This is a genomic window from Streptomonospora litoralis, assembly GCF_004323735.1.
GTDB lineage: Bacteria > Actinomycetota > Actinomycetes > Streptosporangiales > Streptosporangiaceae > Streptomonospora > Streptomonospora litoralis.
The window spans coordinates 4702557-4718542 of sequence record NZ_CP036455.1; the positions used below are offsets into that span (position 1 = coordinate 4702557).

Genomic DNA, 15986 nt, shown 5'->3' on the forward strand with positions numbered 1-15986 from the left:
ACGGGACTCCCCTCAGCAACCTCCCACGCGGCCTCAGGCCGCCGGCTCCGCCGGCAGCCAGCCGCCCGCGCGCAGCGCCGCCAGCACCTCTGCCACCGACTCGCCCACGGTGCGGCCCTCTGTGTCGAGCACCAACTCGGCGTCCGCGGGCTCCTCGTAGGGATCGGAGATGCCGGTGAACTCCGGGATCTCCCCCGCGCGGGCCTTGGCGTAAAGCCCCTTGCGGTCGCGGGCCTCGCAGACCTCCAGCGGAGTGGCCACATGCACCAGGAAGAAGTCGCCGACCTCCTCGACCATCGCCCGCACCTCGGCGCGCGTGGCGGCGTAGGGGGCGATGGGCGCACACACCGCGACGCCGCCGTGCCGGCTGATCTCGGCGGCCACGTAACCGATGCGGCGGATGTTCAGGTCGCGGTCGGCGCGGGAGAACGTCAGACCCGCCGAGAGCAGCCGGCGCACCACGTCGCCGTCGAGCAGGCTCAGCGTGCGGCCCGACCGGCGGATGCCGTCGGCGACCCCGCGCGCGATCGTGGACTTGCCCGACCCCGACAGGCCGGTGAAGAAGACCGTCAGCCCGCGCTCGGTGCGGGGTGGGCGGATGCGCGCCAGCTCCGCGGCGACTCGCGCGGGGGTGAACCAGGCGGGCAGCCCGCGCCCGAGCGCCAGCAGCTCCTCGACCTCGGCGTCGCCTGGAAGGGCGGCCGCGGCCTCCGGCACCGCCTCGGCGGCCGGGCGCCACTGCTCCTCGCCGCTGTCGTAGACCCACTCCGGCGCGCGCTCCACCGGGATCGGCGCCTCCTGGGGGACCGGAGCCCCCGCGGCGCCGGGCTCGTCGACCAGCAGCAGGCGCGTGGCACCGTAGGCGCGGGCGACGTGGGCGCGCAGCAGGTCGCGCCGCTCGGCCGGCAGCGGGACGGCGCTGCCGGCGAAGGTGCGCGGCAGGGTCGCCACGACGAAACGCGTGGGTGCGGGCAGCAGCGGCTCGGCGGCCAGGACCACCGGCGCCACGCCCTCGCTCTCCAGCGGCGCGTCGACGACCACCAGCACCTCGGCTCGGCCCTCACCGCCCAGCTCATCTGCCGCGGTGCGGATCTGGTGCAGCTCGCGGTGGTGCAGCGGGCGGTCGGTGACCACGGCCAGCACCGGGAAACCGGAGTCGCCGGCGAGCTCGCGCTGGCCGCGCACCTGCTCGGGCGATACGCGCATGTGGCGCAGGGCACCGTAGACCGGCGGCTGGGCGAAGCGGACCTCGCCGGCGAGCCGGTGGCCGGGCGCACCCGCGCCGCCGTCCTCTCCGGGGAGCGCCTCGGCGCCGGACCACCACCGCTGGCCGACCCGCAGCTCGGCCAGTGGGGCGCCCTCGGGGTCGGTCAGCAGCAGCCGGTCGGCGTCGGCGAGCTCGTCGGGCACCGGCAGGGTGACCGGTACCGGCCACGGCGTGCCCTCGGGCATACGGCCGTGCTTGGCTACGGAGGCGGCCTCCTCGCGGGTCATGAACCCGGTCAGCGGGTAAGCTCCGCTCAGGATCGACTCCAGGTGGGCCAGGCTCACCGGATCGGGCGCGAACACCGGTGCCGCCGCCTCGTCCTCGCTGCGGTCCCTGCTGTCGCTCAACCCGGCCTCCCGACCATTCACCGCCGTCTCTTCTGCGCAACAGCGTATGCCGCCTGCCGGACGGACGGCACGCGTGCCCGCGGGCTCCTCGCCGACCGCTCGGACCACCCGCCTCTCGCGGGCCCCCGGCGCCGGGAACACCCCGGGCGGACCCAGCGTTACCACAGGTGTCCACCGCACAACACGTCCACGCGGGAAGCTCCGCAGCAGCAGGGGCACCCGGCCGGTCCTCCGACGAATCCGACCCCTCGCTCGCGCTCGGCGAGGAGACCGCGCGGCGGCCGCGGCGCACCGCCCCCGCCGCCGCGCCCGATCCGACCGAAACCCCGCAGCCGTGCCGCCCGCCCGCGGCGGCTCCGCGAGGACATCCAAGGAGGGACATGACCGGGGCCACATCCCGGATACCCGACTCCGTGCACCCGCGTGCGGCGGGGAGCGTAGGCTTGCCTGTGGGGAGCCCGCCGACCCGCCGCGGGACCGGCCCGGCAGCGCGCGCATGCGGCGCACCGCGATCGGCCGCCGAACGCACCGGGAGCCCGCTCCCTTCGACCGCGCACTGCAGGAGCACCGCGGGCCGCGCGGAGCGCAGCACGGCCGATTCCACTGCCACAGTCTTTCCTCTGGTGATATGAGCCTCTTCGGACTCCTGGAAGTCGTCTCCGACGACCCGGCACTCAGCCAGGCGGTCGAAACCGCCCGGACCGGCCATGACCCCCGACTCGACCTCGTCGCGCCGCCGTCGCTGCGCCCGTTCGTGATCGCGGCCCTGGCCGCCGACGCCCCCGCGGGCGCCGAGCGCCCGGTGCTGGCGGTCACCGCCACCGAGCGCGAAGCCGGCGACCTCGCCGAGGCGCTGGGGTCGCTGCTGCCGCAGAACTCGGTCGCGCTGTTCCCCGCCTGGGAGAACCTGCCGCACGAGCGCCTCTCGCCCCGTTCCGACACCGTCGGGCAGCGGCTGGCCGTGCTGCGCCGTCTGGCCCACCCCGATCCGGCCGACCCGCTGACCGCTCCGCTGCGTGTCGTGGTGGCACCGGTACGCAGCGTTCTGCAGCCGCTGGTCGCCGGGCTGGGCGACCTCACCCCGGTGCGCGTGCGCCAGGGTGACGAAGCCGGGCTGGAGGACGTCGTGCAGTCGCTGGTCGACGCCGGCTATGCGCGCACCGACCTGGTCGAGAAGCGCGGCGACATCGCGGTGCGCGGCGGCATCCTGGACGTCTTTCCGCCCACCGAGGAGCATCCGCTGCGGCTGGAGTTCTGGGGCGACGAGGTCGAGGAGATCCGCTACTTCCAGGTCGCCGACCAGCGCTCGATCGCCGAAGGCTCCGAGGCCGAGGCCGCCTCCGGCCTGTTCGCGCCGCCGTGCCGGGAGCTGCTGCTGACCCCGCAGGTGCGCGAGCGCGCCCGCGTGCTGGCCGAGCAGCACCCGTCCCTGGCCGAAGTACTGGGCAAGCTCGCCGACGGCGTCGCGGTCGAGGGCATGGAGGCGTTCGCCCCCGTGCTGGCCGACCGGATGGAGCCGCTGTTCTCCTACCTGCCCGAGGGCGCGCACATCGTCGGCTGCGACCCCGAGCGGATCCGCACCCGCGCCCTCGAACTGGAGGCCACCAGCCGCGAGTTCCTCGACGCCTCCTGGATCAACGCCGCTTCGGGCGGCGAGGCGCCCATCGACCTGGGCGGCTCGGCCTACAAGTCGATCGCGGAGGTGCGCGCCGACGCCGACGCGCTGGGCCTGCCGTGGTGGTCGATCTCGCCGTTCGACTCCGGCTCGGCGCCGGCCGCGCCCGAGGGCGCCGCGGGCGAGACCGACGACTTCGGCGGCGAAGGCGGCCTGGAGCTGGGCGCCGCGGCCGCCGACACCTACCGCGGCGACACCGAGCGCGCCCTGGCCGACGTCAAGTCGTGGCTGCACGACAGCTGGAGCGTCGTGCTGCTCACCCCCGGCCACGGCCCCGCCGAGCGACTGGTGTCCATGCTGCGCGACGCCGGGTTGGGGGCCCAGCTGCGCACGGAGGTCGACTCCGCGCCCGACCGGGCCGTGGCGACCGTTGCCACCGGGCTGATCGAGCACGGCTTCGTGTGGCGCTCGGTGCGCCTGGTCGTGCTGACCGAGACCGACCTGGCGGGCCAGCGCTCTTCCACCCGCGACATGCGCCGCATGCCCAGCCGACGCCGCGGCACGGTCGACCCGCTCCAGCTGAAGTCGGGTGACCACGTCGTCCACGAGCAGCACGGTGTGGGCCGCTACATCGAGATGGTCAGCCGCACCATCCAGGGCGCCACCCGCGACTACCTCGTCATCGAGTACGCCGCCAGCAAGCGCGGCCAGCCCGGCGACCGGCTGTTCGTGCCCACCGACCAGCTCGACGAGGTCACCCGCTACGTCGGCGGCGAGGCCCCCACTCTGTCCAAGATGGGCGGGGCCGACTGGGCCAAGACCAAGAGCCGCGCCCGCAAGGCGGTGCGCGAGATCGCCGGCGACCTCATCCGGCTCTACAGCGCCCGCCAGGCGTCGCCCGGCCACGCCTTCGGTGCCGACACCCCCTGGCAGCGCGAGCTGGAGGACGCGTTCCCCTACGCCGAAACCCCCGACCAGCTCGCCGCGATCGAGGAGGTCAAGCGGGACATGGAGAAGTCGGTCCCGATGGACCGGCTCATCTGCGGCGACGTCGGCTACGGCAAGACCGAGGTCGCGGTGCGCGCCGCGTTCAAGGCCGTGCAGGACGGTAAACAGGTGGCGCTGCTGGTGCCGACCACGCTGCTCGTGCAACAGCACATGTCGACCTTCAGCGAGCGCTACGCCTCGTTCCCGGTCACTGTGAAGCCCATGTCCCGCTTCCAGACCGAGGGCGAGGTCGAGGCCACCCGCGAGGGGCTGCGCAAGGGCGAGATCGACATCGTGATCGGCACGCACCGCTTGCTCTCCAGCGAGACCAAGTTCAAGAACCTGGGGCTGGTGGTCATCGACGAGGAGCAGCGCTTCGGCGTCGAGCACAAGGAGACCCTGAAGCGGCTGCGCACCCAGGTCGACGTACTGGCGATGTCGGCCACACCCATCCCCCGCACGCTGGAGATGGGCATGACCGGCATCCGCGAGATGACGACCATCCTCACTCCGCCGGAGGAGCGGCACCCCGTGCTGACCTTCGTCGGGCCCTACGAGGAGAAGCAGATCGCCGCGGCGGTGCGGCGGGAGCTGATGCGCGAGGGCCAGGTGTTCTTCGTGCACAACCGGGTGGCCTCGATCGAGAAGGTCGCGGCGTCGATCAGCAGCCTGGTTCCGGAGGCCCGGGTCGCCTACGCACACGGCCAGATGAACGAGCAGCAGCTCGAACGCGTGATGATCGACTTCTGGGAGAAGAACTACGACGTGCTGGTCTCCACCACGATCGTGGAGTCGGGGCTGGACGTGCCCAACGCCAACACGCTGATCGTCGACCGCGCCGACACCTACGGCCTGTCCCAGCTGCACCAACTGCGCGGCCGGGTGGGGCGCGGCCGCGAGCGGGCCTACGCCTACTTCCTGTACCCGCCGGAGCGCCCGCTGAGCGAGACCGCCCACGAGCGGCTGGCAACGGTCGCCCAGCACACCGAGACCGGTGCCGGCATGTACGTGGCGATGAAGGACCTGGAGATCCGCGGCGCCGGCAACATCCTGGGCGCCGAGCAGTCCGGCAGCATCGCGGGGGTCGGGTTCGACCTGTATGTGCGCATGGTCGGTGAGGCCGTGCGCGAGCTGAAGGGTGATGCCGGCGCGGGCGAGGAGGAGCCCGAGACCAAGGTCGAACTGCCCATCGACGCCCACATCCCGCACGATTACGTGCCCGGCGAGCGGCTGCGGTTGCAGGCGTACAAGCGCATCGCCGGGGTCACCAGCGACGCCGAGATCGCCGCCGCGCGCGAGGAGCTGGTCGACCGCTACGGCCCGCCACCGCAGCCGGTGGACAACCTGCTCGCGGTCGCGCGGTTCCGGGTGCTGGCCAAGAACGCCGGGCTCACCGATGTCGTACTGCAAGGCAGCCAGATCCGGTTCGCGCCGGTCGAGCTGCGCGAGTCCCAGCGGCTGCGGCTGCGGCGGCTCTACCCCAAGGCCGTCTACAAGGAGCCGGCCCAGACGCTGCTGGTGCCGGCACCCAAGGCGGGCGGCCTCGGTGGGCGCCAACTGCGTGACCTGGAACTGCTGACCTGGTGCTCGGAGCTGGTCGAGGCCCTCTTCGAACCCGCGAAGCAGACCCAGCAGTAGTCGTGGCAGGGGCGTCGGCCTGAGGCCCCCGATCCGGCGGACCCCCGGGCGATGCGAGCGCCCGCAACCGCGCCCCGCCGCGCTGCCTCCACCCTGCGCGGGCCCGGTAGGGGGCACGGCGACACCCAGCCGGCCCGCCGACGCCGGTAGGTCCCCTATGCCGGTCCATCCGGCGATGATCGCGAACTTATGGCCGCGGAATACGCTTACCTGCGACCATAGGTTCACGATAGACGGGCCAAGCCGCCCCGCCACGCACCGCCACCGGCGAGCACCCGACCCGATGACCGCGGGCCGACCCCTGCGCCGTCCTGGGTGCCCGTCGTTCCCGTCAGGCCACCATCACCCGGCAGCCCTCAAGACCGCACAGCAAACCCGAGCCGTAACCAGCCTCCCGCCGCCCGGGGGGATTTTCCGACAGGGCGGCGATCTTGCGCGTGGATAACCTGCACGTTCCCATAAAATGACTACCCTAGGTGTTCTAGTTAATACCGAAAGTGGTAGCCGGGGAAAGGAACGGGCCGGTATGGACACCGCCGCCGGAGGGGACCTCACAGACGTCACAGCTGCGCTGCGCCGCCGGTGGCCCATCGTGGCCGCGGGGACGGCCGCCGGCCTGCTGCTGGCGGTGGCGGCGCTGGTCGTTCTGCCGCAGACCTACGTCTCCACCACGGCCGTGCACGTCCGCCCCAGCGGCATCCCCGAGATCACCGGCGAGCTGTCCGGGCGGACCAACGGCGAGGTCAACCTCGACACCGAAGCGCAGATCGTGCAGTCGGCCGAGGTCGCCGCGGCCGCCGCGGAGCGGCTCGGAGCCGACGCCGCCCCCGTCGAGTTGCGGCGCGACGTCGAGGTCAGCGTGCCGCCGAACAGCAGCGTCCTGAACATCGCGTTCCCCGCCGGGAGCCCGCGGGACGCCCAGCGGGGCTCGGCCGCTTTCGCCCGTGCCTACCTGGAATACCGCGCCGCGCAGGTGGACCGCCAACTCGGCGACACTCTGTCCGCGCTGGAGAGCGAGGCCGACTCCCGCCGTGCCGAACTAGGCGAGTTGTCCGAAGGCGGGGGTGCCGCCGACGGCGGCCGGGCGCGCATCACCGCGGTGCAGAACGAGATCACCGAACTGAACAAGGCGATCCACCCGCTACGCGCGCTGCGCGCATCGATCGTGCCGGCACAGATCATCACCCCGGCGGGCACCCCGGAGGAGGCGGCCTCGCCGATGCCGCCGCTGTGGCTGGCGGGCGGCGGCGTGCTGGGACTCGCGCTCGGGACGGCCGCCGCCTTCGCCGCCGACCGGCGCGGCCACCGGCTGCGCTCCGGCCGCGACACCGCGCGCGCCGTCGGCCTGCCCGTGCTGCTGGAGGTGGCCCGCTCGGCGGGCCCGGCGGACGCCGGCTCCGGGCGGCCCGCGCAGCGGGCCAATCAGGCCGCGCTCGGGCTGTCCGCGAGCCTCGGGCGCCCCAGCGCCGACTCGGCCGGGGCCGGGAAAAGCGGGGCGGTCGTGCTGGTTCCGGCCGTCTCCCGCGGCGCCTCCGCCGGGCCGGCGGCCACCGCCCTGGCCGCCGCGCTCGCGCGCATCGGCGCCGACGTGCTGCTGGTGCACGCCGATCCCGCCCAAGCCGCGCCGGACGGCGCCTGCGGCGCCGGGCTGGGCGACGCCCTGCTCGGCGGCGCCGACCCCGCCCAACTGGAACGGCGCGACGCGGCGGCTCCCGGACTGCGCATCCTCGACTACGGCGGCGCCGACGCGGCCGACGTGCTGCAGCGCCCGGCCATGGCACAGCTGATCCGGCGGTTGCGGTCGAGCGCCGACATCGTGGTCGTCGCCACCGCCCCCACGGCCGAGCGCGCCGACGCGTGCGCGCTGGCCCGCGGCGCCGACGCCGTCGTTCCGGTCGTCGAGTTGGGGCGTACCCGCACGAGTGCCCTGCATGAGGCTCTGGCCGCCTTCGCCGACCTCGGCGTCCCGGCACCGGGCACCGTCGCCACCGCACCCGGGCGCGCCGAGCGGCGCCGAGCACAGCGGCGGCAGGCCGCCGAACACGCGCCCCTCACGGCGGAGCAGCCGACCGAAGACCCCGCCGAGTCGGAAAAGACCGGACCCACCGCCGACGAACCGGAAGAGGCGACCGCCCACAGCGCCGCGGCGACCTCCGACTCGGTGGACCAGGGCGACGCATCGGCCGAGTCCGCGGACGCGGAGCCGCAACCCCAGGACGACACCGACCTGACCCTGCAGCGCTGATCATGACGGCCCAGCCCGCGATCCCCCACCCGACCGCCGGAGGAGGCCCGGTCCGCACCGGCACCGGCCTCTCGGGCACGCCCCGCGGACGGCGGCGGCAGCCGGGGGCGGCCCGATGAGCCGGTGGTGGGCGGCCGCGGCCGGCGGCCGGGTGACGGCTGTCCAGGGCGCCGAGGTCGGCTCGGCCGGCGCGCACGCCTCCCGTCCGACCGCCCGGCCCGCCCCCGCGGGGCCCGGATCCGCCGCAGCGCCGCCCTCCACCGGACGGCCCCCGGGGCGCGCGCCGCTGCGCGGGCGCGTGTTCGCGCCGGGGTGGCCGGTCGTCTGGCTGCTGGCCGGGTACCCGCTGTGGTGGGCGCTGGGCCTGGGCCGGTTCGCGTTCCTGGTCTTCGCCGTACCCATGGCCGCCGAGCTGATCCGCCGGCACCGGAGCACCGGGCTGCGGCTGCCGCCGGGCTTCGGCCTGTGGGCGCTGTTCCTGCTCTGGTGCGCCGCCGGGCTCACCCTCATCGGCACCACCGCCCCGGGCACGGTCCCCGGCAGCGGCGGAGCGGCCGGAGCGCTGGTGCGGCTGGCCGGGTACCTCGCGGTGACCGTACTGCTGCTCTACATCGGCAATTCGAGCCGCCGCGAGCTGGGCGACCTCGCCGTGGCGCGCGCGCTGGGCTGGCTGTGCCTGGCCACCGTCGCGGGCGGCCTGCTGGGGATGGCGGCGCCGCACTTCGAGTTCACCTCGCCGGTGGAGATGGTGCTGCCCGCCGGGCTGGCCGCCGACCCCTACGTGCGGGACCTCATCCACCCCGCAGCCGCCCAGATCATGGACGTACTGGGTTACGAGGCACCCCGCCCCAAGGCCCCCTGGGAGTACACCAACACCTGGGGCAACATGCTCTCGCTGCTGCTGCTGTGGCTGGTGGCGGGCTGGATGACGACCCCCGCGGCCTCCGCCGGGACGGCATTCCGTGATGCGGGACGGCCTCGTCCACGCGCCGAGCGGCGGCGCGCCTGGATCGCGGGCGCGGCCATCGTGCTCGCCGCCGCGCCGGTGGTCTACTCGCTGAACCGCGCCGTATGGGTCGGGCTCGTGCTCACACTGCTGTTCGTGCTGGTCCAGCTGCTGCGGCGGGGACGCGTGGCCGCGGTTGCGGCCGTGGGCTGCGCCGCCTCGGCCGCGCTGGTCGCGGCGCTTCTCTCCCCGCTGATGGACGTGGTCCAGGAGCGGATGGACAACCCGCACAGCGACGACGGCCGCGCGGCCACCAGTATCGCCGCGGTAGAGGCCGCCAACACCTCGCCGGTACTGGGCTGGGGGACTACCCGCGACATGGTGGGCAGCTCGCAGTCCATCGCCATCGGCCCGTCACCGGAATGCCCCCGCTGCGGTAACCACACGATCGGCAACAACGGCCAGTTCTGGCTGCTGCTGGTGGCCAACGGCTGGATCGGCACCGGGCTGTTCCTGGCGTTCTTCGGCCAGGCCCTCTGGCGCTACCGCCGCGACCTGACGCTGATCGGCTCGGCCGCCCTGCTCTCGGTGCTGCTGCTGTTCTGGTACATGTTCTTCTACGTCGCGCTCACGGCGCCGCTGGCCGTCTCGATGATCGGCGTCGCCGTGCTGTGGCGGCGCGCTACCGATCCGGGCGCCGCCCCCGCCGTTTCGGAGGGCGCGCGGTGAACGGCGAGACGACCTACCTGACCGGCCTCGCCGAGGTGCTGTGGCCGTGCGGCGGACTCATGGGGCGGGCCGACCCCGCGGCGGACGCCCCCGGCACCGGGCGCAGACGCGGGGACGGCAACACCCGCGCTTACGTGCCGGTCCCCTCGGCGCACAACCCGCGGGTCATCCTGCCGGTGGCCGACCGCCACGCCGCCGCCCGCGCCGTCACCGCGTTCGCCCAGCGGCACTCGCTGCGCGAGCGGCTGCGCGCGGCCGCTCTCACCTCCGCCTTCGCCAGCGGCGTGGCGCCGCTGCTACTGCGCGACCGGCTGCACGTCGGGCCTGGCCACACCATCGAGCACGAACTGTCGGCCGCGCTGGACCGCCGCGTCGTCATCGCCGTGCACATCGGCCCGCCGCGCGCCAACCGCAAACCGGTCCTGCTACTGCTGACTCCGAACGGACGGGCCGTGGGCTACGCCAAGATCGGCGTCAACGACCTCACCTCCCGCCTGGTGCGCGCCGAAACCCACTCGCTGGCGCGGCTGGCCGAATCCCGGCTGCGAGACGTCACCGTGCCGCGGCTGCTGCACGAAGGCGAGTGGAACGGCCACCCGCTGCTGGTGCAGGACGCGCTGCCGGTCGGCGGCCAGACCGACCGGCCGACGCGGCGCCAACTGCTGCGCTGCGTCCTGCAGATCGGCTCCCTGGAGCCGGTGCGGGTGCTGCCGCTGGCCCGGAGCCCCTACCGGGCGGAGTTGGCCGAGCGGATCGCCGCGCTGGGTGAGCGTCCCGAGACCGCGCCGTTGCGCGCCTGTCTGGACCGGCTGCCCGACGTGCGGTTGCCGTTCGGCGCCTGGCACGGCGACCTGACCCGGTGGAACGTCGCCACCACGCCGCGGCGCGCCTTCGTCTGGGACTGGGAGCGGCTCGCCTTCGGGGTGCCGCTGGGCTTCGACGCGCTGCACTACGAGCTCAACGAGTGCGTGCAGCTGGGTGTCCACCCCGGTGTGCACCGATGGCTGGACACGGGGGCGCGCCTGCTGCGCGACCCGCTGATCACCGGCGCAGGGCTGGTGCCCGGCACCGAGGCCGCGGTCATGGCGCTGTACCTGATCGATCTGGCGACCCGCTACCTGCAGGACCGCCAAGCCGAGGCCGGCGGGAGCCTCGCGGCCGTCGACGACTGGCTGCTGCCCGCACTGGCCGGCTTGGAGGACCGCGCCGCCCGCGAAGCCGGAGAGCCCGGATGAGCGCCGCCCGCCCCCGGCGAGGGCACTGCGCGCCTCCCGCCGGGCGCGACCTCCACCACCGGTGAGCACGAGCCCGGCCGCCACCCCCTCCCCGGTTCCGCCCCGACCTCTCTGAAGACAAGGATGCCGCCCGTGACCTCCCCCCTTCCTGCCGACCGGCGCTCGGGCCCCCCGCGCCGGGAGCCGCCGATCCGGCGCCCACCGCGCACCGGCGCCCACCGCCCCCTCCCCACGGCCTGCGCTGCCACCCGCTGTGAACGAAGGCGGAAGTTCCACGGAAGGGACCCGATGACCAACTCCACCGCACGCCGACTGCCGTTTCCCGAGCCGGTCAAGCACTCAGTCCGCTCGGTGCACTCCGCACTGGCGCAGGCCACCCGAGAAGCGCGGGCGCTGCCCACCTTCATCATCGCCGGTGCGCAGCGCTGCGGGACGACGTCGCTGTTCCGGGCGCTCGTCCAGCACCCGCAGGTGGCCGGTCCGCCCCTGCGCAAGGGGGTGCACTACTTCGACACCGGCTACGCCCGCGGCATCGGCTGGTACCGCGGGCACTTCCCGCTGCGCGCCCTGGTGCGCTCGGGCAGCGGCCGCACACGCATCGAAGTGGGCGAGTCCAGCCCCTACTACCTCTTCCACCCGCTGGCGGCCGAGCGGCTGGCCCGGGACCTGCCCGGGGTGAAGGTGGTGGTGATGCTGCGCGACCCCGTGGAGCGCGCCTACTCCGCGCACAGCCACGAACGGGCCCGCGGGTTCGAGAGCGAGCCCTTCGAGCGGGCCCTGGAGCTGGAGCCCGAGCGGCTGCGCGGCGAGGAGGAGCGGCTGCGCAGCGACCCCGGCGCGTGGTCTCACGCGCACCAGCATCAGGCCTATCTCTCGCGGGGCCGCTACGCCGAGCAGTTGCGGCGGCTGGAGGGACACCTGGGCCGCCACCGGGTGCACGTCGTCGAGAGCGAGGCGTTCTTCACCGATCCCGAACGGGTGTTCACCGGGGTGGAGGACTTTCTCGGCGTCGACCACTGCGACCGGATCCGGTTCAGCCGCCACAACGCTCGCCCCCGCCGGCAGATGCCCGAGCGGCTGCGGGCGCGGCTGTCGGACCACTTCCTCTCCCCCGACGAAGACCTCGCCCAATGGTGGGGCCGCACCCCGGCGTGGCGCGCATGAGCACGGCCGAATACCGCCGCGCGGGCCTGGGGCGGGTCGCCCGCGGCAGCGCGCTGAACATGGGCGGGGCCGTGGCCGGCGCCCTGGTGAACCTGGGCATCGTCGTGGCGGTCACCCGCGGGTTCTCAGCGGACACCGCCGGCGTGCTGTTCTCGGCCACCTCGGTCTTTTTGATCGCGTCCGCGGTGGCCAACCTCGGCACGTCCAACGGGCTGGTCTACTTCCTCGCCCGGCTGCGCGCCCGCGGAGCCGGGCACGCCGCACCGCGCGTCCTGCGTACCGCGCTGGTGCCCGCCGTGGCGGCGTCGGTGCTGGGCGGCGCCGCGATGTTCGCGCTCGCCGACGACCTCGCCGCCCTGGTGGGCGAGCCGCAGGCCGAGATGTACCTGCGCCTGCTCGCCGCGTTCCTCCCGTTCGCGGTGGTGACCGACGCGGCGCTGGCCGCCACCCGCGCCTACCACGAGATGCGCGCCGGCGTGCTGCTGGAGAAACTCGGCCGCCCGCTGGGGCAGCTCGTCTTGATCAGCGCGGTGGCGCTGACCGGCGGTGCGGGGCTGCTCACGGTCGCCTGGGCCGGACCTTACCTGCCGGCTGCGGTGCTGGCGTGGTGGTGGATGCACCGCATCGTCGCCCGGTACCGCGGTGATGCGAGCGGCACGTCGGGGGGCGCCGCTCCGGTGCCGGCGCCCCCCGACTCACCGGCACCGGCGCGGCCGCGCACCGCTGCCGGAGCCGGCGTCGAGGAGGCCGACCCGCGGACGTTCTGGGCGTTCTCACTGCCGCGTTCGGTCGCCAGCATCGCCCAACTGGGCATCCAGCGGATCGGCATCGTGCTCGTCGCCGCTCTGGCGGGCGCCGCCGAGGCGGCCGTCTTCACCGCCGCCACACGCTTCATGGTCGCCGGGCAGTTCGCCGCCCAGGCGCTCCAGTTCGCCGCCGAACCGCGGCTCGCCGAAATGCTGGCGGTCGACGACCGGCGGGGGGCCAACACCCTCTACCGCTCCGGCACCGCCTGGCTCATCTGTTTGACCTGGCCGATATTCCTCCCCGCGATCGTCTACGCCCCCCTGCTGATGCAGCTGTTCGGGCCGCGGTACACCGAGGGTGCCGTCGTGCTCGTGGTGATCTCCCTGGCCCAGCTGCTGTCGGCCGCGCTGGGGATGGGCGACCTCGTACTGACCATGACGGGGCGCACCCGGCTCAACCTCGCGAACAACCTGCTGGCCCTGGCCGCCGACGTGGCGCTGTGCCTGCTGCTGGTGCCCTGGACCGGGGCGACCGGCGCGGCGGCCGCCTGGGCCGGCGCCATCGCGGTGCGCAAAGTGCTGCCGCTGGTGCAGCTGATGCGCTCGCACGGGCTTCACCCGTTCGACCGCAGGTGGGTGCTGGCCGCGGTGAGCTGCCTGGTGTGGTTCGGCGGCGTTCCGCTACTGTGCGCGTTCGCGGTGGGCACGGGGCCGGTGTCTTTCGCGGTCGCGCTGACCGCCGGCTCGGCGGGCTTCCTGGCGACCCTCTGGCGCCTGCGCGACCCCCTTGAACTGGACGGACTGCTGCGCCGCGGCACCGCACGGGGCGGCGGCACCGACTGAGGCGACCCGGATGCCGCATCCCATCGTGCGACATAACACAAAGCAACAATGCCAATACGTTTTGTTATGCCATGATGGCGGCATGCCAAGCGCTCCGGTCCTCTTCGTCGCCTCCAGCGGCGGCCACCTCGCCCAGTTGTGGTCCCTGCGGCCCTGGTGGATCCGGCGCCGCCGGATCTGGGTCACCTTCCCCACGGCCGACGCGCTGCAGCTGCTCGACGGCGAGGACGTGCGCCCCGCCCACCACCCCACCACGCGCAACCTGCCCAACCTGCTGCGGAACACGGTGCTCGCGGTGCGCACCCTCGCCCGTACGCGCCCCGCCGCCGTCGTCTCGACCGGCGCCGGCGTCGCCCTGCCGTTCTTCGTGCTCGCCTGGCTGCTGCGCATCCCCACCGTCTACATCGAGGTCTACGACCGGATCGACTCGGCGCCGCTGACCACCCGGCTGTGCCGTCCCTTCACTCGGCTGCACCTCACCCAGTGGGACGAGCAGCGCGTCTTCCTGCCGACCGCGATCACCGTGGGGCCGCTGCTGTGACGGACGACCGCGACACCCACACCGACACAGCCGCCGTCGAAACCGGCCCCGCAGACACGCCTACGCCCGCCGACCCCGCCGCCGCGGGCACCGCGGAGCCTCCACTGGTCCTGGTCGCTGTCGGCACCGACCACCACGCGTTCCCGCGGCTGATCGACTGGGCCGACCACTACGCCCGCGCCCGGCCGGACGTGCGGGTGCTGATCCAGCACGGCGCCTCCGTGGCCCCTGACACTGCCGAAGGCGTCGCCTACTTCGACCGCGGCGGACTGGGCGCGGCCATGTGGGAAGCGGCGGCGGTGGTCACCCACGGCGGTCCGGCCACCATCGCCGAAGCGCGCGACCGCGGCCACCTCCCCATCACCGTGGCCCGTGATCCCGAACTGATCGAGCACGTCGACGACCACCAGCTGCGCTTCGTCGCCCGCCTCGACGACGCCGGGCTGGTGCGCTCCTGCTCCAGCTACCAGCAGTTCTGCGCCACCGTCGACAAGGCGCTGGCCCAGCCCGCGGACTTCCGGCTCGGCGAGCCCGCAGGAGGCGGCACCGCCGCGGCCGCCCACCGGGCCGGCCGCCTGATCGATCTGCTCATCGGCGAACCCGATCCGCGGTCCGCCGCGCCCGCGCCGCATCCGCACCCCACGGACACCTGGCCGGAGATCACCGCGATCGTGCCCACCCGCGACCGTCCCGATCTGCTGCGGCGCGCGCTGGAGCACATCCGCGACCAGGACTACCCGGGCACGGTGCGCACCCTGGTCGTATACGACCGCGCCGAGCCCGACCGCACGCTGGAGCGGCCCGACGCCGCCCGCCCTCTGCGGGTGACGGCCAACTCCCAGGCGCCGGGGTTGGCCGGAGCCCGCAACACCGGCCTCCTTGCCGCCGAGACGGAACTGGTCGCCTTCTGCGACGACGACGACGCGTGGCTGCCCGGCAAACTCCGCGCGCAGGCCGAGGTCATGCGCGCCGAACCCGATACCGAACTCGTCTGCTGCGGAATCCGCGTCGACTACGCCGGTACCGAGTCCGTGCGGGTACTGCCGCGCTCCAGCGTCGGATTCACCGACCTGCTGCGTTCACGGCTGACCGAACTGCACCCCTCGACGTTCCTGCTGCGGCGCAGCGCGCTGGTCGACGGCTGCGGCACCGTCAACGAGGAGATCCCGGGCGGCTACGGAGAGGACTACGAACTGCTGCTGCGGCTGGCGCGCCGCTCCCGCATCCGCAACGTCTCCGACCCGCTGGTGCGGGTGCTGTGGCATCCGCGGTCCTACTTCGGCGGGCGGTGGCCGACGATCTCCACGGCGCTGCGCTGGCTGCTCACCGCCTATCCCGAGTTCCGCCTGGTGCCCCGCGGATTCGCCCGCGTCGCCGGCCAGATCGCCTTCGCCGAGGCCGCCGCGGGTCGGCGCCGGGCCGCGCTGGAGTGGTCCACGGCTGCGGTGCGCGCCCGCTGGAGCGAACCCCGCGCCTATCTCGCCGCCGCCGTGGCCTGCGGTCTGCCGCCGGCGGCGGTGCTGCGGGCACTGCACCGGCGCGGGCGCGGACTGTAGGCCAGGGCAGCCGGTACTCGCGGAGGCCCGGCTCTGCCCACGGCACCCGGCCGCAACATGTGCGGCGGCGACGGCCCCGGAGCGGACCGTTCAGCGTGCGCTCGGCGGCAAGCCGCGGGCAGACGTC

Annotated in this window: 9 protein-coding genes; 8 read left to right on the forward strand and 1 reads right to left on the reverse strand. The window is 74.2% G+C overall.

The genetic code is table 11. The features are described 5' to 3' along the window. Positions 1-33 precede the first annotated feature (33 nt). Positions 34-1614 (reverse strand): adenylyl-sulfate kinase, encoded by a 1581-nt coding sequence (cysC, locus tag EKD16_RS19780; RefSeq protein WP_242677073.1) that lies wholly within the window; start codon positions 1612-1614, stop codon positions 34-36. A 628-nt stretch (positions 1615-2242) separates the two neighbouring features. Here cysC and mfd point away from each other — a divergent pair. From mfd to EKD16_RS19820, 8 genes are all read left to right on the forward strand, one after another. Continuing rightward, positions 2243-5854, forward strand: a complete 3612-nt coding sequence (mfd, locus tag EKD16_RS19785; protein WP_131100110.1) for a transcription-repair coupling factor — start codon at positions 2243-2245, stop codon at positions 5852-5854. A 526-nt stretch (positions 5855-6380) separates the two neighbouring features. Then, positions 6381-8099, forward strand: coding sequence for a Wzz/FepE/Etk N-terminal domain-containing protein (locus tag EKD16_RS19790; RefSeq protein WP_165498620.1), 1719 nt, complete (start codon positions 6381-6383; stop codon positions 8097-8099). Between the two features lie 115 nt (positions 8100-8214). After that, a complete protein-coding gene (locus EKD16_RS19795; protein WP_131100116.1) occupies positions 8215-9774 on the forward strand; it encodes an O-antigen ligase family protein in 1560 nt (519 codons plus the stop codon). Continuing rightward, positions 9771-11009, forward strand: coding sequence for a phosphotransferase (locus tag EKD16_RS19800; protein WP_131100119.1), 1239 nt, complete (start codon positions 9771-9773; stop codon positions 11007-11009). Before EKD16_RS19795 ends, EKD16_RS19800 begins: the two co-directional genes overlap by 4 nt. Before the next feature lie 288 nt (positions 11010-11297). Next, complete coding sequence (locus tag EKD16_RS19805; RefSeq protein WP_131100121.1) at positions 11298-12173, forward strand: sulfotransferase family protein; 876 nt, start codon at positions 11298-11300, stop codon at positions 12171-12173. Continuing rightward, entirely contained in the window at positions 12170-13762 is a 1593-nt protein-coding gene (locus EKD16_RS19810) for a lipopolysaccharide biosynthesis protein (protein ID WP_242677074.1), read from the forward strand. Before EKD16_RS19805 ends, EKD16_RS19810 begins: the two co-directional genes overlap by 4 nt. Before the next feature lie 82 nt (positions 13763-13844). Then, the gene (locus EKD16_RS19815; RefSeq protein WP_131100126.1) at positions 13845-14303 is read left to right on the forward strand and encodes a glycosyltransferase family 28 protein; all 459 of its coding nucleotides are present in this window, start codon (positions 13845-13847) and stop codon (positions 14301-14303) included. A gap of 104 nt (positions 14304-14407) precedes the next feature. Beyond that, complete coding sequence (locus EKD16_RS19820) at positions 14408-15859, forward strand: glycosyltransferase (RefSeq protein WP_242677469.1); 1452 nt, start codon at positions 14408-14410, stop codon at positions 15857-15859. Positions 15860-15986: the final 127 nt, after the last annotated feature.

What these genes read in the sequence shown, in the direction of transcription:
- EKD16_RS19810 (WP_242677074.1), top strand. Translation starts at nt 12,170, where the DNA reads ATGAGCACGGCCGAATACCGCCGCGCGGGCCTGGGGCGGGTCGCCCGC.
- EKD16_RS19815 (WP_131100126.1), top strand. Translation starts at nt 13,845, where the DNA reads ATGCCAAGCGCTCCGGTCCTCTTCGTCGCCTCCAGCGGCGGCCACCTC.
- EKD16_RS19790 (WP_165498620.1), top strand. Translation starts at nt 6,381, where the DNA reads ATGGACACCGCCGCCGGAGGGGACCTCACAGACGTCACAGCTGCGCTG.
- mfd (WP_131100110.1), top strand. Translation starts at nt 2,243, where the DNA reads ATGAGCCTCTTCGGACTCCTGGAAGTCGTCTCCGACGACCCGGCACTC.
- EKD16_RS19795 (WP_131100116.1), top strand. Translation starts at nt 8,215, where the DNA reads ATGAGCCGGTGGTGGGCGGCCGCGGCCGGCGGCCGGGTGACGGCTGTC.
- EKD16_RS19805 (WP_131100121.1), top strand. Translation starts at nt 11,298, where the DNA reads ATGACCAACTCCACCGCACGCCGACTGCCGTTTCCCGAGCCGGTCAAG.